General features: G+C 68.0%; 24 protein-coding genes, 1 tRNA gene and 1 pseudogene. 14 read left to right on the top strand and 12 right to left on the bottom strand.

The window, feature by feature from the left end; genetic code table 11:
- The first annotated feature begins 127 nt into the window (after positions 1-127).
- Positions 128-201, top strand: a tRNA-Ile gene (locus ALI144C_RS20055).
- Between the two features lie 60 nt (positions 202-261).
- Here ALI144C_RS20055 and ALI144C_RS58435 read toward each other — a convergent pair.
- Positions 262-387, bottom strand: coding sequence for a hypothetical protein (locus ALI144C_RS58435; protein ID WP_269086687.1), 126 nt, complete (start codon positions 385-387; stop codon positions 262-264).
- Between the two features lie 271 nt (positions 388-658).
- Positions 659-994 (bottom strand): hypothetical protein, encoded by a 336-nt coding sequence (locus tag ALI144C_RS56780; RefSeq protein WP_202819001.1) that lies wholly within the window; start codon positions 992-994, stop codon positions 659-661.
- 132 nt (positions 995-1,126) lie between these two features.
- Here ALI144C_RS56780 and ALI144C_RS20045 point away from each other — a divergent pair, with 132 nt between their 5' ends.
- The gene (locus tag ALI144C_RS20045; protein ID WP_076988629.1) at positions 1,127-1,558 is read left to right on the top strand and encodes a hypothetical protein; all 432 of its coding nucleotides are present in this window, start codon (positions 1,127-1,129) and stop codon (positions 1,556-1,558) included.
- Positions 1,559-1,821: 263 nt separating this feature from the next.
- On the opposite strand, the gene ALI144C_RS20040 is transcribed toward ALI144C_RS20045, so the two are convergent.
- Together ALI144C_RS20040 and ALI144C_RS20035 are read right to left on the bottom strand one after the other, a co-directional pair.
- Positions 1,822-2,763 carry an outer membrane protein assembly factor BamB family protein gene (locus ALI144C_RS20040; protein WP_076988628.1) on the bottom strand — a complete coding sequence of 314 codons (942 nt, stop codon included), beginning with the start codon at positions 2,761-2,763 and terminating at the stop codon, positions 1,822-1,824.
- A 100-nt stretch (positions 2,764-2,863) separates the two neighbouring features.
- Entirely contained in the window at positions 2,864-3,691 is an 828-nt protein-coding gene (locus ALI144C_RS20035; protein WP_076988627.1) for an LLM class flavin-dependent oxidoreductase, read from the bottom strand.
- A gap of 202 nt (positions 3,692-3,893) precedes the next feature.
- On the opposite strand from ALI144C_RS20035, the gene ALI144C_RS20030 reads away from it, so the two are divergent.
- The 6 genes from ALI144C_RS20030 (at position 3,894) to ALI144C_RS20005 (ending at position 9,701) form a co-directional block, all read left to right on the top strand.
- Positions 3,894-4,655: a beta-N-acetylglucosaminidase domain-containing protein gene (locus tag ALI144C_RS20030; protein WP_202819000.1), complete on the top strand. Its 762-nt coding sequence runs from the start codon at positions 3,894-3,896 to the stop codon at positions 4,653-4,655.
- Between the two features lie 48 nt (positions 4,656-4,703).
- Positions 4,704-5,249: an RNA polymerase sigma factor gene (locus ALI144C_RS20025; RefSeq protein ID WP_076988625.1), complete on the top strand. Its 546-nt coding sequence runs from the start codon at positions 4,704-4,706 to the stop codon at positions 5,247-5,249.
- A gap of 8 nt (positions 5,250-5,257) precedes the next feature.
- Entirely contained in the window at positions 5,258-6,301 is a 1,044-nt protein-coding gene (locus ALI144C_RS20020) for a CU044_5270 family protein (protein WP_076988624.1), read from the top strand.
- Between the two features lie 328 nt (positions 6,302-6,629).
- Entirely contained in the window at positions 6,630-7,973 is a 1,344-nt protein-coding gene (locus tag ALI144C_RS20015; RefSeq protein WP_076988623.1) for an ABC transporter substrate-binding protein, read from the top strand.
- Positions 7,974-7,984: 11 nt separating this feature from the next.
- Positions 7,985-8,863 (top strand): carbohydrate ABC transporter permease, encoded by an 879-nt coding sequence (locus ALI144C_RS20010; RefSeq protein WP_076988622.1) that lies wholly within the window; start codon positions 7,985-7,987, stop codon positions 8,861-8,863.
- A complete protein-coding gene (locus ALI144C_RS20005; protein WP_076988621.1) occupies positions 8,844-9,701 on the top strand; it encodes a carbohydrate ABC transporter permease in 858 nt (285 codons plus the stop codon). The genes ALI144C_RS20010 and ALI144C_RS20005 overlap by 20 nt, the downstream gene beginning before the upstream one ends.
- Before the next feature lie 2 nt (positions 9,702-9,703).
- On the opposite strand, the gene ALI144C_RS20000 is transcribed toward ALI144C_RS20005, so the two are convergent.
- A complete protein-coding gene (locus ALI144C_RS20000; protein ID WP_076988620.1) occupies positions 9,704-10,042 on the bottom strand; it encodes a hypothetical protein in 339 nt (112 codons plus the stop codon).
- A gap of 379 nt (positions 10,043-10,421) precedes the next feature.
- On the opposite strand from ALI144C_RS20000, the gene ALI144C_RS19995 reads away from it, so the two are divergent.
- From ALI144C_RS19995 to ALI144C_RS19980, 4 genes are all read left to right on the top strand, one after another.
- Entirely contained in the window at positions 10,422-11,444 is a 1,023-nt protein-coding gene (locus ALI144C_RS19995) for a medium chain dehydrogenase/reductase family protein (protein WP_076988749.1), read from the top strand.
- 48 nt (positions 11,445-11,492) lie between these two features.
- A complete protein-coding gene (locus ALI144C_RS19990) occupies positions 11,493-11,807 on the top strand; it encodes an NIPSNAP family protein (RefSeq protein ID WP_076988748.1) in 315 nt (104 codons plus the stop codon).
- Positions 11,808-11,960: 153 nt separating this feature from the next.
- Positions 11,961-13,439: an MFS transporter gene (locus tag ALI144C_RS19985; RefSeq protein ID WP_076988619.1), complete on the top strand. Its 1,479-nt coding sequence runs from the start codon at positions 11,961-11,963 to the stop codon at positions 13,437-13,439.
- Positions 13,436-14,086, top strand: coding sequence for a class I SAM-dependent methyltransferase (locus ALI144C_RS19980; RefSeq protein WP_076988618.1), 651 nt, complete (start codon positions 13,436-13,438; stop codon positions 14,084-14,086). Before ALI144C_RS19985 ends, ALI144C_RS19980 begins: the two co-directional genes overlap by 4 nt.
- An 8-nt stretch (positions 14,087-14,094) precedes the next feature.
- On the opposite strand, the gene ALI144C_RS19975 is transcribed toward ALI144C_RS19980, so the two are convergent.
- From ALI144C_RS19975 to ALI144C_RS59095, 6 genes and pseudogenes are all read right to left on the bottom strand, one after another.
- Positions 14,095-14,613: an ATP-binding protein gene (locus tag ALI144C_RS19975; RefSeq protein WP_076988617.1), complete on the bottom strand. Its 519-nt coding sequence runs from the start codon at positions 14,611-14,613 to the stop codon at positions 14,095-14,097.
- A gap of 174 nt (positions 14,614-14,787) precedes the next feature.
- On the bottom strand, positions 14,788-15,894 hold the full coding sequence (locus ALI144C_RS19970) for a PIG-L family deacetylase (protein ID WP_083753210.1): 1,107 nt from the start codon (positions 15,892-15,894) through the stop codon (positions 14,788-14,790).
- A gap of 49 nt (positions 15,895-15,943) precedes the next feature.
- Positions 15,944-16,099 (bottom strand): annotated as a pseudogene (locus tag ALI144C_RS59100) (ATP-binding protein); the annotation flags it as partial.
- Between the two features lie 11 nt (positions 16,100-16,110).
- Positions 16,111-16,347 carry a SpoIIE family protein phosphatase gene (locus ALI144C_RS19955; protein ID WP_076988616.1) on the bottom strand — a complete coding sequence of 79 codons (237 nt, stop codon included), beginning with the start codon at positions 16,345-16,347 and terminating at the stop codon, positions 16,111-16,113.
- Between the two features lie 30 nt (positions 16,348-16,377).
- Positions 16,378-16,902, bottom strand: a complete 525-nt coding sequence (locus ALI144C_RS19950; protein ID WP_076988615.1) for a hypothetical protein — start codon at positions 16,900-16,902, stop codon at positions 16,378-16,380.
- Entirely contained in the window at positions 16,847-17,242 is a 396-nt protein-coding gene (locus ALI144C_RS59095; RefSeq protein ID WP_076988614.1) for a sensor histidine kinase, read from the bottom strand. The genes ALI144C_RS19950 and ALI144C_RS59095 overlap by 56 nt, the downstream gene beginning before the upstream one ends.
- A gap of 180 nt (positions 17,243-17,422) precedes the next feature.
- Here ALI144C_RS59095 and ALI144C_RS19940 point away from each other — a divergent pair, with 180 nt between their 5' ends.
- Both ALI144C_RS19940 and ALI144C_RS19935 read left to right on the top strand, forming a co-directional pair.
- Positions 17,423-19,036: an FAD-binding oxidoreductase gene (locus ALI144C_RS19940; protein ID WP_076988613.1), complete on the top strand. Its 1,614-nt coding sequence runs from the start codon at positions 17,423-17,425 to the stop codon at positions 19,034-19,036.
- Between the two features lie 41 nt (positions 19,037-19,077).
- Positions 19,078-19,305, top strand: a complete 228-nt coding sequence (locus tag ALI144C_RS19935) for a hypothetical protein (protein WP_076988612.1) — start codon at positions 19,078-19,080, stop codon at positions 19,303-19,305.
- A gap of 119 nt (positions 19,306-19,424) precedes the next feature.
- On the opposite strand, the gene ALI144C_RS19930 is transcribed toward ALI144C_RS19935, so the two are convergent.
- The gene (locus ALI144C_RS19930; RefSeq protein WP_168211298.1) at positions 19,425-20,423 is read right to left on the bottom strand and encodes a LysR family transcriptional regulator; all 999 of its coding nucleotides are present in this window, start codon (positions 20,421-20,423) and stop codon (positions 19,425-19,427) included.
- Positions 20,424-20,486: the final 63 nt, after the last annotated feature.

The following is a 20,486-nucleotide window of genomic DNA, read 5'->3' as shown; positions in this document are numbered from 1 at the left end:
CGCCGTTTGCTCGGACGACCAAGCAACCGCAGCGCCGCTCGCCGTGCCACACTTGTTCCATGCCGAACGCGCTGAGCCAGTGCATACCCGGCCCCGGGGCAGCCACCCGGGGATCAGGTACTTGCACGCTCCCGTAGCTCAGCCGGTCAGAGCAAGACGCTTATAACGTCGAGGTCGCGGGTTCAAGCCCCGCCGGGAGCTCTCACACGGCCACTCGGCTGACTCGGGGAGCCATCATGCCCCAGGGCCCCGGCAAAGTCCTTATGTGATGCCAAGCAAGGCCAGTGGTCGGTCGGCGTTGCGGGCGCGGTGGCGGTTGGCGGCGGCGATGTTCGTGAATCCGGCCAGGCGAAGGGCGCTGATGGCGGCGTTGCGGAGTGTGGCCATGACTTGAGGGCCAGCGCCTGTGCGGATTTGGGAGCGGTCTTCGTCGTAGGTAACGTCGCGGATTCAGTGCACGGTGTTCTCGATGGACCAGGGGCTGCGGATCAAGTCGGCGAGTTGTGGCGGCTTGGCTTGGTGCGCGAGGACGTCGGTGATCGCGTAGACGGTTTCGGTGGTGAAGCGTTTGGCTGGTCGAGGGGACAGCGTCGGCGTCGGATCTGGATGGCTTGGGCGGCGTTGGGGAAGTCAATGCCGGTAGAGACGGACAGGATCTTCAGGGTGCGGATCTCGCGGCGTCCGTGACCGCGTGCGGTGTCGCGGTCAGCGTCGGGGACGACCCGCCAGGGCAGAGTGGCGAGCTGGTTCGGCGGCCGCCAGGGATGTGCCGGGCGACGGAGTTGCGGCTACGTGAGCCTCGCAGGGTCTTGCCATCCACGGCGATGGCACGCTTCGCGCCGGGTCGTGGCGCGGGAATCCCTGCGGCGAGCCGGATCCCGATCGCGGCGGCAAGCAGGTCGGGATCGAGGGCTTGGAGCAGCAGGCTCCGGCGGGCACGAGGATCGGGCACGAGAGCAAGGGCGGCAGGCAGTCCAGCGACCGAGGCCTGCATAGTGGCACCAGCCCGTGCCGTGGACAACGACGAGATCAGCGATGATGGCAATGCGGGCACAGCCCGTACAGCCGCCAGGGCCCCGGCCCTCACATTAGCCTGCTGGGTGCTCCCGGCAGCATACTGAGCGCCATGGACGACTGGGGTGCGGTGGTGCGGGCTTCGGAGAAGCGCGGTGACTGGGATAAGGCAATCACGGTTGTCGGCTCCGTTGCGGAGTGTTCCAGCCCCGACCCCTACCTTCACGACGCACACCTGTGGCACATGGACCTGCTCGCGAAGGCGGGGCGGCTCGACGAACTCGCCAGGTGGGGAGAGCGCGATCGGTGTGCTCGACGACGGCTGGACCGCCTGTTGTACGAGCAGGGGCGCGACAGTGAACTACGGCATCGCGCCGACTGCGGCGACAAGACCGCGTTCTACAAGCTTGTGTGTCTGCTGCGAGATCGGGGCGATCAGAAAGCGGCGCGCCAGACGGTTGCCGACATCGATCCGACGGACACGTACGCGACGCACCTCGCGCTCGAGCCGCACACTCGCGTTGAGCGGAACGGCAGTGGGTAGTGACAGTGATCAACGCCGGGCGTCATTGAGCGACTTTGCCGGGGCCCTGCATCACGCACCACCCGTGGAACAGAGTCACCATCGTTCTGCCGCGACATCGGCGGCTGCCCAATGCCCTGGTGAATCGGCGGATTCGCCGCTGTGCAGGCAGCGCCTGGCGTTCCAGTCAGTGTCGTGAATCGTGCCGAGTTCGACCCGGTGCGTGGTGTTGCTGTACGAACGAATCTCGCCGGGAGCATGTACCGAGCATGAGGTGATCGGTGTTAGCCCACGCTGTACGCGAGCCACGTCCTGTCGTCGTTGGCCGTGTTCACCGCGTACGCCCTCTGATCCGCGTACACGAAGGCGTACGATATCGCGACGACTGATTCGCCCTTGGGGTTTTCGATCTTCGTGGTCACCTTGTCCACCACCTTTCCGGTGGTCGTGTCGAGCGTGACTATTGACTGGTTGTGATCTTTGTTCTCGTTCAGGCCTGATTCCAGGACGAATACTTTGTCGTCCTGGACGGCCAAGATCTGCAGGTAGAGGTTGCCGTCGTTCTGGGACTCCCACCGGGGCTTTCCTGTCTTCAGGTCGACGGCCACCGCCTTGTTCGGCTTTCCTGTGTTGGGCTTGGTGAATGCGTACATCATCGTGTCCTTCACCAAGGCGCGGGAGGGTTGGGGGTACGCTCCCGCGGGCATGACGTTGAATCCGGCTGAGGCGAACGTCAGGGCTTCGTCGGAGGTCATTCCGGTGGTTCGTTCCTCGCGAATCACTCCTTGGATGTTCCACGCCTGGTCGAGGCTGACGACGCTCGGGACCTTGTCGTTGGTGTCCTTCGGGTGCACGTACAGAACGACCGGGAAGCCGGATATCATCTTGATTGACCCGATATCGCCGACCTGTGCGTCTTTCGCCGAGACGGTTCGTGTCCGGGTGATCTTGCCATCGGCGGCGATCTCCGCGACGAGTTCGACGAACGTGGTGAACTCGATGCACGAGGCGGTGATGGCGATGGACTGGGGCCCTGGGCTCATGTTGTACACGGTGCAGTTGGGTTCTGCCTGCTGCTCGCGGCTTTTGAGCTTGATGTGCCACTGTCGTTCACCGGTTTCAGCGCGCAGGCCGAATACGTTGAAACTCCAGTTGAGCGCGACAAGTGCTCCCACTACGCCGATGGCGATGATCGGAAGTATTCGTCGCGCGAACGTGCTGGTCATGATCCGTCGCCCCTGCGTCAGATGGTGTATCAATGCTCCCGTGGCCCGGAATTTCGCATCCTATCCACACCAAAAACCGAAATGCGCTGTGCACTCCGGTTCACAGGCGGGGCGGGCCCGCGTCGACCACGGCCATCGACAGGTCCAGCGGGTCGAAGTGGATCAACGACTCCAGCCACCACGTCATGCCCGCCTTGGCGAGTTCTGGAAGGTCCGCGTCCATGTCTTCCTGCCATGCGGGGCTGACGTTGCCGCGTACCACGATGTCGAAAGGCCGGTCGGTCGCCAGACCGGCGTCGTCCAGGTCGCGGCGGAGCGCGGTGATCTCGTTCGGGGTCAGTTCGTGGTCTTCCGGGTTGGGGAAGATCCCGTCGCAGCCGATGGCGCGGGTCAACACACCGCGATTCACCGTGGAGGCGGCCATCCAGACCGGGATGTGGTGTGGTTCCGCTTCTGTCGCCGGGATGCGCGCTCGGTAGTGCGTGCCGGTGTGGTCGACGGCTTCGCCGGTCCACATCGCCCGCATCACCGCCAGTCCTTCGCTGAGCATCGCCGATCGGGTCGCCAGGTCCGTGGTTTCCCCGAATCCGCTGAAATCACCGGACTCGTCCGAGCCCAGGCCGGTGCCCACGATCAGTCTGCCGCCCGAGAGCCTGCTGACGGTGGACGCGTGGCGGGCGACCACCCAGGGCCGCCGCCGGGGCAATGGGGTGACGGTCGGGCCGAGCATCAGCTTCTCGGTCGCGTGTGCGATGGCGGCCAGCGTGGTCCACGGGTCGGCGATCGGCGCGACGGCTCCGATCACGTGGTCCCACAGGAACACCCCGTCCCACCCGGCTGCCTCCGCTCGTACGGCCAGGTCGACCAGGACTCTCGGATCACCGAACGGGCCGAACGGGGGGAGGTAGACCCCATAGCGCAGGTTCATCCGGTCAGTGTGGTGCGTTGTTTTCGCGGGCCGCGAATTGGGTCGTCACACCTCCTGGGGCTACTGATCCGCCGCTCCTTGTGGTCCGATGTTTCCGCCGGGAAGCGACCAGATGTGTGGCGAGACGGAAATGCGGCAACCATCACGAGGAGGCGGCGTTGATCTGCGCTGAGCGTGTACACGGGGCTCGACTGTGCGCGGCGTGGAAGTGAGGGACTGGCCGTCGCTGCGTTGGCGCGGTGTGGTCGAAGGGTTCTACGGCCCGCCGTGGACGCATGAGGCGCGGCTGGACAGCTTCGGCTACTTCGGCCGTCACAAGATGAACCTGTACTTCTACACGCCGAAGGACGACCCCTATCTGCGGGCCGAGTGGCGTCAGCCCTACCCGGCGGACCACCTCGCGCGGCTCGACGAGTTGGTCAAGCGCGCCAAGGACAACCACGTCGAGTTCGGCTATGTCCTGTCGCCGGGTCTGTCCATCTGCTACTCGGGGCCGTCGGAGACCGACGCGCTGATCGCCAAGTTCACCTCGTTGTACCGGCTTGGTGTGCGCATGTTCGTCGTCGCTCTCGACGACATCGACCACCAACGGTGGAACTGCGACGAGGACCGTGCGGCGTTCGGCACCGGCCTGGCCGCGGCGGCCAGCGCACAGGCGCACGTGATCAACCGCGTGCAGCGCGAGTTCGTCGCCGCCAACCCCGGCCGCGCCACTCGCCCGCCCGCCGACGGCGAGGCGCTGACCTTCACCCTGCCCACCGCCCGCGAACTCGACAAGATCGTCGTCCTCGCGGACGCACGCGCCGAAGTGCAGGTCAGGGCAGGGGACCGGGGGGTACCGATCGGCAGGCTCATCGGCGGCTACACCCCGCTGCCGGTGCGCGGTCTGACCACCGACACGATCAGGCTGAAGTGGGCAACGGGGTCGCCGCCGGTCGTGTACGAGATCGTGCCGCATGGCTGACGGCGGCCAGGCCGTGAACGCTTCGACGAGGTTCTCGGAAGTAAGGACATGACGACAACCGAGTGCGATCGGCCAGACGTGACCGATCCGGCGGTGTTCGGCAGCCTGTACGACCGGCACGGCAGCGACCTGTACCGGTATCTGGCCCGGAGGGTCGGGACGGCGGCCGACGACCTGCTCAGCGAGACCTTCCTGGTCGCGCTGGAACGGCGGCACACCTATGACCCGACGCGATCGGTCGTGCGTGCGTGGCTGTTCGGCATCGCGACGAACCTCCTGCGCAGGCATACCGCGCAGGAGGTGCACGTGCTCAGGCTGACCGCGCGGGCGGCGGGCTCGGCGGGGACGCACGTGGCCGCGCCGGACAGCACAGTCGCCGATCGGGTGGACGCGCAGGAAACCACCCGACGGCTCGCCGGTGTCCTGGCCGAGATGCCCGCGGGCGACCGTGACGTGTTGTTGCTGTCGTCCTGGGCCCAGTTGTCGTTCGCCGAGGTGGCTGCCGCACTGGACATTCCGGTGGGCACCGTGCGGTCCCGGATGCACCGGGTCCGCAAGCTGCTTCGCTCCGAGATACTCAGCCTGACGGCTTAGGAGTTGTGATGACTGACGAGGACTTCTTGCCGCCGGTACTCACCCGTGCGCTCGCCGACCTGCATGCTGTCGAGCCCGACGAACAAGTGCTGCGCAAGACACGCGAGAACCTGATGCAAGCGGTTGCCAAGGCGGAAACGACCGAGGCGCCGAGGCCGAAGCGGCGGCGGCACTGGGGGAGGTGGGTTGCCGCGTCCGCGGTCGTCGCCGCGATCGTGCCCGGGGCGCTGGTCGCGCCGACGCTCACCGACTCCCCGCGTTACGCCTCCGCCGCCGAGGTGCTCATCAAGGCCGCCGACGAGATCAAGAACGTGGATCCCGTGCTCAAACCCGGCCAGTACCTGTACTCGAGGTCGCACGGTTGGCACCTGGCCTACGTCGGCGGGAAGAACAAGGTCTACGAATTCGTGAACGAGTCCACGCCCGAGCTGTGGATCCCGGCCGACCCCAGGCAGGAGTGGATGGGCCGGTACCCGAAGGGACAGCGCAAGTGGATCGTCGGCAGTGAGCAAGAGGTCAAGGCCGAGGGGATCGACCTCGACCTGCCGAAGCGCAACGCCGCCGAAGTGGTCCGGGCGCCCTGCGGCGACTGGGGCGCCGCGGAGGCGGGCCGCAAGCCGTGCGACGGCCGCAACGGCTGGTTCGGCGGTACGCCACCGGAGGCCTACGACAAGATACCGACCGGCCAGCAGGAGCTGTACGACCAGCTGCGCAGGGAAACGGCCGACCGGGGCCAGCACCCCGACGTGCAGATGCTGGTGCAGACCGGCTACGTGATCGGCTCCCCGGCGGCACCGGCCCGGATCCGGGCGGCCTACTACCGGGCGCTCGCGCTGATGCCGTCATTGCGCATCACCGACCAGTCTTCCAATTTGGATGGGCAGGTCGGTGTCGCGATCGGCGTCGACGGCGGTGTGGCCAAGATGGAGATCGTCGTCGACCCGAAGACGGGCCGGTTCATCGGGACGCGGGAATGGACCAACGGCAGGCTGCACAGCACCTGGTCGTCCAGGACAGCGGTCGTGGACGGGATGGGGACCCGCCCGTCCTGACCGGGTTGCCCACTGTGCCGTTTCGCACACGGCGAATCTGCCGTTTTCCGCAGCGTTCGCCGTGTGCGCCGGGCACCTGCGGTTTCCGCGCGTCTGTTCCACTGTGGAGCTTTGTTCGGGCGGCTCTGGGAGCGCTCCCGGAAATGATCGCGGCAACCGGCTGGCCAATCCGTGCCCGGGCCGAGTATGTTCTGCGCCGAGAAGAACACGCCGATCCACTGGGGGGATGGGTGCGGGCTCCTCCTCTGTCCATTGTGGGCATCAGTTTCCCTGAACGGATGAGTTGGAACGCGCGCACGTCAGGCTGCGCCGAAGAAGGAGTTCCTCGATGACACCGATGCGCAGGCTGGCCGCCCTGGGGGCCGTGGCGCTCAGCCTCGTGGTGACCGGCTGCAGTGGTGGCGGCGGTACGCCGACCGCCGGGCCCGACCCGGCGAACTGGCGTGACTCGATCAAGGGCAGGGCGCTGGAGGTCGGTGTGCTGTCGGCCGAGGGCACGCCCGGTCTCAAGCTGCTGCAAGGGATCGCGGACGGCGTCAAGGCCGACTACAGCGGCACGGACATCAAGCTGACGTTCGCCAACACCCTGGCCCGTCCGGCGATCGAACAGCGCTGGCGCGCGGGCAAGCCGCTCGACGTCGACTACGAGATGTTCGACGGCACCAACCCGGCGAAGGTCGAATGGGCCGACAGCGGTGCGCTGCTCGACCTCAAGCCGTACCTGGAACAGGTCGACCCGCAGACCGGCAAGCCGTGGCTGGAGCGGTTCAACCCCACACTGCGCAAGTTCATGCAGCACCCCAAGGACGGCAAGATCTACGGCGTCCCGTCCGAGCTGTCGCTGCACGTGCTGTTCTACAACGCCAAGATCTTCCGCCAGCAGGGCATCCAGCCGCCGACGACCTGGGACGAACTGCTCGCGGTGGCCGACAAGCTCAAGGCGGGTGGCGTCGACCCGATCGCGATCACCGGCCTGTTCGAGCCGTACATGGGAATGTGGAGCGACCACCTCTGGATGCGCACGGTCGGCTACGACAAGACCAGGGCGGTGCTGACCGAGGGCAAGGGCCACATCACCGAGAACCCCGGGTTCCTGCAGGGCCTGCAGATGCTGCAGCAGTTGCGTGACAAGGGCTCGTTCCTCAAGGGGTTCGAGGGGACGGACTTCACCGCCGCGCAGGCGCAGTTCTTCCAGGGCAAGGCGGGCATGATCTTGATGGGCACCTGGCTGGTCAGCGAGATGGCCAACGTCATCCCCCGGGACTTCGAGATCGGCGTGGTCGCGTTCCCGTCCGTGCCGGGTGGCGCGGGTGACCAGAAGGCGATGATGGCCGCGCTGCAGAACGTCGCCGTCGCCGCCAAGAGCCGGAACATCCCGCTGGCACTGGAATGGGCCCGCAGGTTGACCAGTGTCGACGTGCAGACCAAGCGAGCCGACGAGATCGGCGAGGTGTCCGCGGTGACCGGCGTGCCGAGCCCGCCCGGCATCCCGGGGATCGACAAGGTGATGGCCGGGGCGGACGCGTTCAACCCGCGTGAGTACGCGCTGACCCAGAGCAAGGCGAAGGACGTCGTGTACCCGCAGATCGCGAAGCTGATGTTCGGCAAGCAGGACGCCAAGCAGACACTGGACGAGCTCGACAAGGGCCTGCGCCGGGTCCACGGCAACTGAGGGGCTTCGCTGTGTACCGGGTCGCCCAGCGGCGGATCGTCATCCCGTTCCTGCTGCCGGCGGTCGCACTGCTCGGGGTGTTCTTCCTGTACCCGCTGGGAAGTACGGTCGTGTTGTCGTTCAACGAGTTCTCGCGGACCGGGATGTCCCGGTTCGTGGGGCTCGAGCAGTACCAGCGGTTGTTCGGCGATCCGGACTACGGCGGTGCGCTGGCGAACACGTTCCTGATCACGCTGATCGGCGGCTGCATGCTGTTCCCGCCCGCGGTGGCCATCGCGTGGGCGTTGAACCAGCGCCTCCGCGGCGAACGGTTCTTCCGGTTCGTGGTCTTCGCGCCGGTCGTGCTGTCGGTCGCGATCGTGTCGCTGCTGTGGAAGTTCCTGCTGCACCCCACACTGGGGCTGATCAACCCGGCGTTGGCGAACGTCGGGCTCGGCGCGCTGGCCAAGACCTGGCTCGGCGACCCGGCCACCGCGCTGGCGTCGGTCGCGTTCGTCACGGTGTGGCACGGCATCGGGATCTGGGTCGTGCTGCTGTCGGCCGGGTTCGAGCGGCTGCCGAAGGAAGTGCTGGAGGCGGCCCGGATCGACGGGGCGGGGGAGTGGCGCGTGTTCCGCAGCGTCATGCTGCCGATGATGCGCGACCTGTTTCGGGTGTTGATCGTGCTCTGGTTCGTGCAGAGCATGCAGGCGTTCGCGTACGTGTACATCATGACCCGCGGCGGCCCGTTCATGTCGACGGAGCTGGTGGGGACGCTGTCGTACCGCATCGCTTTCGAGTTCGGCCAGTTCGGCTACGCGGCGACGATGGGCGTCGTGCTCGTCGTGATCATCCTGGTGGTGGCTGTCATCCTGAACAAGGTGCTGAAGCGTGATCCGCTCGAATACTGACCGTGCGCCGTGGCGCCGCAACCACCTGGTGATCTACCTGTGCCTCGGCGCCGTGGCGCTGTCCAGCGTGAGCGCGTTCGCCTGGGTGTTCAACTCGTCGATGAAGACGAACACCGAGTTCCTGCAGACCTCGCCGTGGAGTTGGGCGACGTCATCGCACTGGGAGAACTACGCGAACGCTTGGGCCGACGCGCACGTCGGGTCGTACTTCGGCAACAGTGTGATCGTCAGCGTGTCGGCGACCGTGCTCGGCGTGGTGGTCGCCGCGTTCGCCGCCTACCCGCTCGCGCGGATCCCGTTCAGGGGCAACGGTGTGGTGCTGACTGTGTTCCTGCTCGGGTTGATGGTGCCGTGGATGGTGACCTTCATCCCGCTGTACCTGACCCTGCTGGACCTCGGTCTGCTGGACACCAAGCTCGGGCTGATCCTGGTCTACGCGACCTACAACCTGCCGTTCAACGTGTTCGTGCTGGTGGGGTTCATGCGGACGCTGCCGGGGGAACTGGAGGAGGCCGCCGCCGTCGACGGCGCCGGCCCGACCAGGACCTTCCTCTCGGTGATCGCCCCGCTGCTCGGGCCGGGGCTGGCCTCCGTGACGATCATCAGCTTCCTGCAGAACTGGAACGAGTTCTTCTACGCGCTGGTGCTGATCCAGTCCGACGAGAACATGACGCTGCCCTTGGGGCTGTTCCAGCTCGGCCAGGCGGCGAACTACGGCACCAACTGGGTCACGCTGTTCGCCGGGATGCTGATCACGGTCGTCCCCGTGCTGCTGGTGGCGGCGATCATGCACAACCAGATCACCAAAGGTCTCACCACCGGGGCGCTCAAGGGTTGATCTCACCCCGCCTTCGCCACGGACCTGCGCCGCGCGAGGTGGTTGACGACGGCGACCACGACGGCCGTGGCGACGACGAGACCCGCGAGGGCGGGGTGCATGTCCTTGGACAGGCTCGGCGCGCGGTCGGGGCCGATCGCCCACATGGCCAGCGGGGTCGCGTAGACGGCGGCCAGCGCGACGCCTGACCAGCGAAGCAGCGGTACGCTGGGGCCGCGCAGGCTGCCGTAGAGCACGAGCGCGACCGGGACGATCGCGATCATCGCGAACTGGCCCGCGACCATGACGGCGACGGCCCAGGCCGAGATGAGGACGAGCAGAGTGGGGCGCTGGGTGGTCATTGTTTCCTCCGAGAGAGTTCGAGTCGCTGTGTGCTGACAACAACCTTTCCCCTGGCGCGGTCCCGCTCGCGTCGGTGACGACTACCTAGGCCGTGTTTCACATGTCCGATCGCGATAGCCGGGCCGGATGCGGTCCCTGACGCCACCGCGCGAACACCAAAAGACAACCAGTATTCCGGCGTCCGCGCGGCGACGCCAGGAACCGCCCCGATCCCGCCTCTCATCGACCGGACATGTGAAACACGACCTAGCCGCGAACTCGCTCTGACCTGTGACTGCGTACTCGGCGGTGATCTACGTAATCGTCACCGACGCGACCGCGGCCACCGCCCCGGCATCGTTGTCCCCATCAGGCAGGACGCCAGACGGAGGAGACATCATGATCACGGAGATCCAGTTGCCCGGTGTGGTCGAGCCGGAGGGCCTGCAGGTGCGCACCAGGAATGTGCCGCGGCTGGCGGGCGGGGAGGCGCTGGTGCGGATGGAGGCGACCGGGGTGTCGTTCGCCGAGCAGCAGATGCGCCGCGGCAAGTACTACGACCAGCCACCGTTCCCCTTCGTGCCCGGCTACGACGTCGTCGGCGTGATCGAGGCGCTCGGCGACCGGAACTCCGGGTTCGTCGTCGGGCAGCGGGTGGCGTCGTTGACCAAGGTCGGCGGCTGGGCGAACCGGCTGGTGCTGCCCACCAGCGACCTCGTTCCCGTGCCGGACGGCGTGACCGCCGAGGCCGCGGAAGCGGTGATCGTCAACGGCGTCACGGCACGGCGCATGCTCACGATCGGCAAGGTCGGCCGTGGTGACACCGTGGTCGTGCTCGGCGCCAACGGCGGGGTCGGCTCGCTGCTGGTGGAGCTCGCCCAGCACATGGGCGCCCAGGTCGTGGGGATCGTGTCCAAGCGGCACATGCCGTACGTCGAGCAGCTCGGCGCGATCGCGGTCGACCGGGAGACCGACACCGCCGCCGCGGTCCGTGCCATCGCCCCGAACGGCGTGCAAGCCGTGTTCGACCACGTCGGCGGCGAAGGCATCCGCACCTCGTGGTCGATGCTCGGCCGCGGCGGAGTGCTCGTGTCGTACGGCACCGCCGCCACCCGTGACCAGCAGGGCAACGCCAAACTGCCGGTACTGGCCCTGATCGGCCAGCTCCTGCTGTGGAACGCGCTGCCCAACGGCCGCTCCGCGACGTTCTTCAACATCTGGGCGGGCCGCAAGCTGAACCCGCAGCGCCACCAGGCCGCACTGCGCGCGGATATGGAAGCCGTGTTCGGGCAGGTCGCCGCCGGTGCGATCACCGCACGCATCGCCCGCGCCTTCCCGCTGTTGGACGTCGCCGACGCGATGCGGTTCGCGGAGTCCGGTACCGCGGCGGGCAAGGTCGTCCTCGTTCCCGACCCCGCGTGATCGCGTCCGGCACTACCCTGGGGCCTGTCGACCATGGGGGAGGACACGATGATCCTGGAGATCCGAACGTACCGGCTCAAGCCGGGGACGATCGACGACTTCGTCTCCATCATGCGGGACGAAGTCACTCCCCTCCTTGCGGCAGCGGGCATCCACGTCGTCGCCAGCGGCGCGTCGATGGTCAGCGAAGACGGCGACGAGGAGGCGTACCTGATCCGGGCGTTCGACTCCGTGGAACAGCGCGAAGAGCTCGAGGGCGCCTTCTACGGCAGCGACATCTGGCGGCAGGGGCCTCGGGAGTCCGTTGTTTCGCGGATCGAGTCGTACCACACGGTGGTTCTGCCCGCCGCAACGGTGCGCTGACGTCTCTACCACACGAAACACGGCCACTCGGGTCGGGGTCGAGGTTCGACCAAAGGATGACCTGAGAGAATCCTCAGGGATGAGGTGGGCACGACAGGTCTTGGTCACAGTGGAGACGTGCATCCCGTTACCACTGATGACGAGCCGGGGCCCATGCCTGTGATCCGTCGGCGTTGGGTCGTGCTGGCTGTCCTCTGCGCCAGTCTTCTGCTGGTCTCCGTGGACGCCACAGTGCTGCACATGGCCTTGCCCGCCCTCGCCGCGGACCTGCGTCCGTCCGCCACTGGCCAGTTGTGGATCATCGCGGCCTACTCGCTGGTAGCCGCGCCTCTGTTGCTCGCGTTCGGCACGCTGGGCGATCGCTACGGCAGACGCAAGGTCCTCGTGCTGGGCTACGTCGTGTTCGGGCTGGCGTCGCTGGCCTGCGCGCTGGCTGGAAACGTGGCGGTGCTGATCGCGGCGCGGGCGTTGCTCGGCGTCGGTGGCGCGATGATCATGCCTGCCACGCTGTCCCTGTTGCGCCAGGCGTTTCCCGACCGGGCCGAGCGCCGGATGGCGATCGGGATCTGGAGCGGCATCGCCGGTTCCGGCGCGGTGCTCGGGCCGCTGCTCGGCGGTTTCCTGGTCGAGACGTTCTCGTGGCACGCCGCGTTCCTGATCAACGTGCCGGTGATGGTACTGGCGATTCCGTTGACCTACTGGCTGATCCCCGAATCCGCCGACCCGCCGGACGGCCCGTGGGACGTGCGCAGCGCGGTGCTGGCCGCCCTCGGCGTCGTCGGAGTCGCCTTCGCGGTCAAGCAGACCCCGCACGGCGGGGCGATGTACGTGCTCGGCCCGCTCGCCGGGCTGATCGGGCTCGTGCTGCTGGCGGTCTTCGTCAACCGGCAACGCCACCTGACCGCGCCGCTGCTCGACGTGTCGCTGTTCCGCCAGCCCGCGTTCCGGGTCGCGGTCGGCAGTGTGTTGCTCGTGCTGATGTCCGTTGTCGGCCTTGGCCTGTTGTTCGCCCAGTACCTCCAACTGGTGCTGGCGCTGGAGCCGATGCAGGCCGCGCTGCGACTGCTGTTCGTGATGGGCGCGGCCGTGGTCGGCAGTGTCGTGGCGGGTCCGTTGCTGCAGTGGTTCGGCAACCGCATGATGACCCTCGCCGGTTTCGCGATCGGCGCGCTGGCCCTGCTGTGCGCCGCGGCCGGGATGACCGAGACCGAGAACCTCTGGCTGCTGGGGCCCGTCCTCGGGGCCATCGGCTTCGGCGTCTCGGTGTCCCTCACGGCGGCGTCCGACGCCTTGCTCGCCGCCGCGCCGGCGCACCAAGCAGGCGCGGCAGCGGCCGTGGAGGAAACCGCCTACGAACTCGGCGCGGGACTGGGTGTCGCTGTCCTCGGCAGCCTCGCCACTGCCGCGTACGCCGCGGGCATGCCCGCCACTCCTGCCCGCGACGGTCTCACCGAGGCGATCACCATCGCCTCGGGCCTGCCCGCGGACGCCGGTGCGAACTTGGTGGAACTGGCCAAGTCCGCGTTCGTCGACGGCCTGCGCCTGGCCATGGTCACCGGTGCCGTCCTGTTCGTCGTCGCCGCGATCGCAGCGGCGCGTGCCCTCCCGAAAACGAAGGAAACCACAGCATGACCACGATTGAGCGCACGTCCGACCCCGTTGTCCGCGGGGGATGGCGCACGCCGGCCGCGCTGTACAAGCTGATCAGCAGCCCGGCGCTGCGTGCGGTACTGGGTTGGGACCTGCCCCGCTACGACGTCCGCGTGATCGCCCGCAAGCCCGGCGGGGTGTGCCTCGAGGTCGGCAGCGGCGGCGGTTTCTACACGCGGGCACTGAAAGCCCACCTCGGTGCGGGCAGCACCCTGATCGCACTGGACCCTTCCGCCCGTGGCACGCGATCCCTCCAGCAGGACCTCGACGGCCTGCCGGGCGCGGACACGGTGTGCGTCACCGGCGACGGCTGCAAACTCCCCATGGCCGACGACACGGCCGACACGCTGTTCTACGGCTACAGCCTGGAGGAGATGCCCGACCCGGTCGGCGCGGTTCGCGAGGCGCACCGGGTCCTGAAACCAGGCGGGGACCTCGTGCTGTTCCTGTGGCGTCCGGTGATGAACCGCCATCGCCGACGCCCGGTGGTCGACCTGCTGGAGACCCTGTTCGAACGCCACCGGACCGCCGCCGGACCGCAGAACCTGCGCCTGATCTACCGAAAGCCCGTTGAGGAGCCGTGTGCGGACAGCGAGTCACACGCCTGTGCACTGTGCACTGTGGCTTGACCCGGTACTCAGTGTGTGAACCAGCCGAGCAACGCGACCGTGCCCCCGTCGGCGGGGTAGAGGTCGAACCTGTCGGCGAGCTTTCCCATCAACAACAGGCCACGTCCGCGAACCCCGGGAGCACTCGGGGCCAGCCAGGAGCCCTTGTCGGCCACGATGACGCACGCCATCCGCTGGTCGGGGTTGTTGCCACAGAACAGCCCCACCGTGCCGGGTTCGCCCTCGGTGCGGCCGCGGTAGCCGTGCTCGATCGCGTTGGTGACTGCCTCGTCCACGGCGAGCACGATGTCGTCGGCGCCGTAACCGCCGAGGCCGAGGCCGCGTGCCCACTGGCCTACCGCCCGTCGCTGGGCGGACAGCGCTGTGCCGACTCCGGCGAACACGTGGAACAGATAGGGCTGGTCGAGGTCCGCGCCCAGTACGACCTCGCATGCCGGCGCTGGCAGGGCGCGCGCCCACGCACGCACGGAATCGGCGGACATGGTCACGGCGGGCCGGGACGGATCCGGGCCGGTGTCATCAAGCATGCGGTGCGCAGCTCCTCATACACGGGCGGGCTGGTCGGGCCCGTGCCTGAGGTACCCACCGCCAGTTCGCCGTAACCGCGTTGGCGACGGTTATGCGTGGACCGACGCCAACGACTGGGAATGCCGTTCGAGAAGGTACCGCACCCCGGACCACGCCGTGCACGGCGGACAGCTCTAGTGGGAAAGATTGTCGCTGGTGGTGCGGGTGGAGCCAGAGGCGGGGTCGACGAACCACTCGCGGCCGAGCAGCAGCCCGAAGATCGGGGCGGGCAGGGCCGCCAGTGCACGGAACAACGGCGCGGCCCGGCCGGTGCCGTGGGTCTGGGAGCGGTGGGCGGCCAGCGCGGCGCGCTTGTGGGTGGCGTACCGCCGGACATCGATCCGGTGGGTGATCGCCGAGCGTGGGCTGTAGCTGGTGGCGATGACCTGCGGGTCATAGCGGCGAACCAGCCTGAGCACGCGCAACGCGTGGAAGAGCCGGACGACGGGCTCGCGGGGCAGCGTGGCCTCCAGGACCCGGACTCCGGTCAGCTCGGCCGCGCGCGCCCCGACCTGGTGGACGCGGACGTGGTCGCGGTGCCCGTAGCCGCCGCTCGGGTCGTAGCTGAGCAGCAGGTCGGCGTCTTCGGCGCGGAGCAGGTCCGCGAGCTTGCCCGCGGACTCGTCGACAGGGGCGTTGCCGAACCTGGTCCGCCCCGGCGGGTCCGCCGACAGCCTGGAGCCGTGCCCCGTGTCGGCGTAACCGAGGTGCTCGACCCTGGCGACGCCGAGCGCGGCGGCGCTGGCGTGCAGTTCGTCGAGGCGGGCCCGCAGCGCCGGGCCGGTGGCTTCGGGGCGCACGATCCCGTCGCAGGCCACGACGATCACCACCCGGTGGCCTTCGGCGGCGAACCGCGCCAGCGTTCCGCCGGTCAGCAGCACCTCGTCGTCGGGGTGGGCGTGGAAGGCGACGATCGTGGCCATCCCGCGATCATGGCATGGTCTGCGCTCGCGCGGCGGCTTGGGCCGTGGCGACGTCATCGTGGTAGTGCAGCCCATGAGGGTGGCCGCCCTGCGGAGTTTGCTCCCCGGTGCCAGGACGACCACGACGGGACGCTCGGACAGGATCCGGTCGAGCACCGCGAACCCGGCGCTGTCGAGGTAGCTCAGGGTGCTCAGGTCGAGCACGAGCGCCTGCTCGCCGGGGATTTCGCCAAGTGATCCGGCCAGGTCGTCGGCGTTGGTCACGTCGATCTCGCCCGTGATCGTGGCGGTGGTGACGTGGCCGTCCAGTTGGGCCACGTGCGCGCTGGGCCTCGCGGTGGCTGGCCGACGAGTCGCTGGTCCAGCGCCCGGTGTCGGACACCGTGGTGGTGATCGTGTTCTCGTCCGCGAACGCCTCGACGAACACGGTCGCGTGCGGATTCGATCCGCTGCCGTGCTCGATGGCGTTGCTGACCGCTTCGCCGACCGCCAGCAGGATGTCGTGCACGAGCACGTCGCCCAGATCCAGCCCGGTCAGCCACGCGCGGAACTGGTGGCGCAGCGGCGGCGCGCTCGCGGGTCGCTCACGGTCAACGCCGCTGCGGTGAGCGCACTGCGCAGCTTGCTCATCACGGTGGCGGCCGGAAGGCCGTGCCCGACCACGTCACCGACGGACACGCCGACGCGTGCCGGATGGTCCAACGGGGCGACGAGGTACCAGTCGCCGCCGACCCGCATGGCCTCCGCGGTCGGCTCGTAGCGTGCGGCCACGACGGCCGCCGGTCGAGGTCGAGCAGGTGGTCATGGAAGTCGGTGGCGATCTGGTGTTCGCGCTGGATGGCGCGCACACGGTCGAGCGCGTGGTAGGTCCGCGCGGACAGTGTGGTGAGGGCGTTCAGCTCGCCGGGTCCCAAGGTGTGGGGTGGACCAGAGCAGCGCGAGCGAACCGTGGACCGCTCCGGCGGAGCCCTTCAACGGGTAGACGGCCGCGGCGCGGACGCTGCCGGACCAGTCGCGGACGACGGCCTCGTACCGCGGGTCGGCGTCGGCTGTGTCGGCGATGACGAGAGGCTGCCCGATGGCGATCACGTCGGTCCAGGGCAGCGGCGCGTCGGGGGCGACCGCGTGGTAGCGGTCCCGCAGTTCTGTCGGCAGCGTACCGGCGTAGTGGATGCGGATCTGGTCGGAGCCGACGTCGGTCGTGGCGATCGCGACCGTGTCGGCGTCCAGCGACGTGCCCGGTGACGACACGAGCGCGGCCAGGATGTCCTCAATGGACTCCGCGGTGCCGGGTCGCGCGGAGAACTGCGCTTTGCTGGTGTGCACCTGGTTTCGTTCGCGTTCGGCGCGTTCGCGTTCGGCCCCGCTGACGCGCGCGCCGCAGCAGCCTGTGGGCGTTGCGGCGGGCGGTGTCCAGGCGTTCGACCTGCTCCGGGTCGCCACCGCTGTCGGCGATGGCGTCGTCGAGCGGGCCGAGCAGCACCGTCAGCGGCGTGCGGAACTCGTGGCTGACGTTGGTCAGGAACGCCGTCTTGGCCCGGTCGCCGGGTGCGCCGCCCAGTCGTAGGCAGCGAACTGCGCACCCGTCTCCCCGCCGAGCGCGACTGCCGCCGCCAGACCAGGTGGGACCTCGCTGTCCTTGGCCACTCGTCCCCCGCTGTGTCATGCACCGCGTCCATCGACGCCGGAGGGTTCCCAGGACAGCGGAAACTCCAAACCAGGAATCGCTACCCGGAGGTGGGCCTAGGCCCACCTCCGGAGTGCGTCCAGACGGATGTCGTCGCCGCAGCGGGGCCGCTAGCGTCACCCGTGAGCAGATACAACCACGAAAGTGTTGGGGGAAAACATGTCTGGTCCCACACGACGGCGATTCCTCGCCGGTACAGCCGCACTGGGTGGCACGGTGCTGGGTGGTACGGCCCTGGTCGGCGGTGAGGCGGCGGCTGCGGAGCCGGAGACGGCCGCCACGATCCCGGCGAGCGACGCCCGTTACGAGGACCTTGTGCTGCGTCGCACGAACGAGCGGTTCTTCCCGCGTCCGCAGTACTTCCGGCTGCCCACCACGACCGAGCAGGTCGTACGGGCGGTGAACGACGCGATGCGGGCGGGCAAGCGTGTGACGGTCCGCAGCGGCGGGCACTGCTACGAGAACTTCGTCGGTGACGGCACCGAGGTGGTCGTCGACCTGTCGGCGATGCGGCAGATCACGTTCGACCAGCGCCGCAACGCGTTCATGATCGAACCAGGTGCGTCGCTGTGGGAGGTGTACCAGCGGCTGTACCTGACCTGGGGCGTCACGATCCCGGGCGGCCAATGCGGCGGCGTCGCGGCGGGCGGGCACATCCAAGGCGGCGGATATGGTCCGTTGTCGCGGTCGCTCGGCTCGGTCGTGGACTACCTGTACGCGGTCGAGGTCGTCGTGGTGGACCGCTCGGGACGGGCGCGTGCCGTGGTCGCGACTCGTGAACCCGATGACGAGAACCACGACCTGTGGTGGGCGCACACCGGAGGCGGTGGCGGCAACTTCGGCGTGGTCACCCGGTACTGGATGCGAACACCCGGCGCGACCGGAAGCGACCCGTCCCGGCTGCTGCCGAAGCCGCCCGCTGTCACGATCAGCACCGGCGTCGGGTGGAACTGGCGTGACATCACCAAGGAGTCGTTCACCAGGCTGCTGCGCAACTACGGCGAATGGCACGAGCGCAACAGCGCACCAGGGTCCCGGTACGCCAGTCTGTTCAGTCCGCTGCTGATCACCAGGAAGATGAAAGGCACCGAGCCCGGCGGGTTCGGCATGGTGGTGTCGATGGACGGAACCCTGCCCGACGCGGACGAACTGCTGAGCGCCTACATCGCGGACGTCACCAGGGCAGTGCCGGGGACGACGACGATACTGCCGGTCACGCGGCGGCCGTGGCTGGCGGCGGTGAAGCTCGGATCGCTCAGCCAGAACGACGAATCCGGGATGTACAAAGGAAAAGCCGCCTACCTGCGCAAGCGCTTCACCGACGCGCAGATCGAGACGGCGTACGAGTACCTGACCAGCACGGACCACAACAACGAGAGTGCCCTGCTCTGGCTGCTGTCGTACGGCGGGAAAGTCAACACCGTGGCGCCGGACGCGACCGTGTTGCCCCAACGCGACAGCATCATGAAGGTGATCTACACGGTCTCCTGGACAGACCCGAAAGCAGAACAGGCGAACCTCGACTGGATCCGCCGCTGGTACCGCGCGATGTACGAGGAAACCGGTGGCGTTCCCGCTCCGAACGGCGTGAACGACGGCTCGTACATCAACTACCCGGACAGCGACACCACCGATCCGAAGTGGAACACATCCGGCGTTCCATGGCACGCGTTGTACTACAAGGACAACTACCGGAGGCTCCAGCAAGTGAAGGCCCGCTGGGACCCGCGGGACGTCTTCCACCACGTGATGTCGATCAAGCCGCCGCGATAGACAAATGAACTATGCTCAGTCGGCATAGGGAAGGAGGGTCCATGACGGACGAGGAACTCGTTGTCGAGTTCGCCCTCATCCGTCTGGACCACCCTGACCTGGACCTGGAGGAGATCGCGGGACTCGTGGTCCGCCGAATGGGTAAGGACCGGATGCTCGAGTTCGCCGCCCACAACCTCGGCACACGCGACGAATTGCGTGGCGCGGTGTTCCCGGCGGCCGTCGAGCACGTGTTGCGGGTGATCTTCACCCTGCGTGGACCTGACTGACCCTGATCACTGCTTCGGAGAGCACATTCCCGCGTACGCGGGGACCACACTCTTTCACCAGGCACTTCATCAACCAGAACACCGTTTCGCATTCCTTCGCCACGATCGCCGAACCGTACTCAGAACGACGGCGCGAGATGCCGCCCCTGGTCGGCCCACCAGTGACCGAAAGCCGTGCTGCACTGCGACCGTGCCGTGTAAGCCTGCACGATCTGATGCGTCAACTCCTCTATGTGAGCCGCGACCGCCCCATCCGTCCGGTACACCAGTTTCAGCGTCTGGCGCATGGGGTTGTCGTCCAGGCTGCGGACCACCATCCGGCCGGGCAGGTCCCGTGCCGTGGCGATCGCGGGGGCCACCGCCAGCCTGGCCAGGACCAGTTGGTGCACGGTGGGGACGAAGACCGAGTGGTGTTGCTGGTCGAGGATCACTCCGGCCCGGTGGCACACCTGTTGCCGATACACCGACCACGGTGTCAGCCCGGGTGGTTCGTCCGCCCACGGGTGGTCGGCTATGTCCGCCAGGGTCACGCTTCGGTGCTTCGCCAGTGGGTGGTCGTGCGCCATGATCACGAAGACCGGTTCGTCCGGGTAGATCGCCTGGCCGCGCAGTCCTGGTGGCAGGGTGACCTCGCCGCCCGGCCATTCGTAGAACAGCGCCATGTCCAGGTCGCCGCGGGCCACCATGTCGACTGTGGACTGCGGGATCAACTCCTCCCACACCCGCACGCCGGTCGCCCAGGATGCCTGGGCGACCCATCGTGCGACGTGGACGTGCAGGAAACCGCAGTAGCCGCCGATCCGGACCGGGGCGTTCGTCGGCGGTTGCCGGTGTTGCGCGACTCGTTGCCGGATGCTCTGCACGCCGCACAACACCGCGCGGGCGTGGTTGAGCACATCCTGGCCCAGCGGTGTCGGGACCGAGCCGTCGGTGCGGCGGACGAACAGGCTGCCGCCGAGGTTGCGTTCGATCCGTTGCAACTGCGCGGTCAGTGCGGGCTGGGACAGCCCCAGCCTTTTCGACGCCGCGGTCACGCTTCCCGCGTCGGCGATCGTCACGAGCATCCGCAGGTGCCGGATCTCCACATCCAAGGGCACCTCCCACGCCGGCACGCCCACTTCCGAGAAAGTAGCGCGCGGCGCGGGCATCGGTCCATGCCGATTCGGCATAACCCGAACAAC

This window comes from Actinosynnema sp. ALI-1.44 (assembly GCF_001984155.1).
GTDB lineage: Bacteria > Actinomycetota > Actinomycetes > Mycobacteriales > Pseudonocardiaceae > Kibdelosporangium.
The sequence above is the reverse complement of the archived record's forward strand: the minus strand, read 5'-3'. Positions and strand labels throughout refer to the sequence as shown.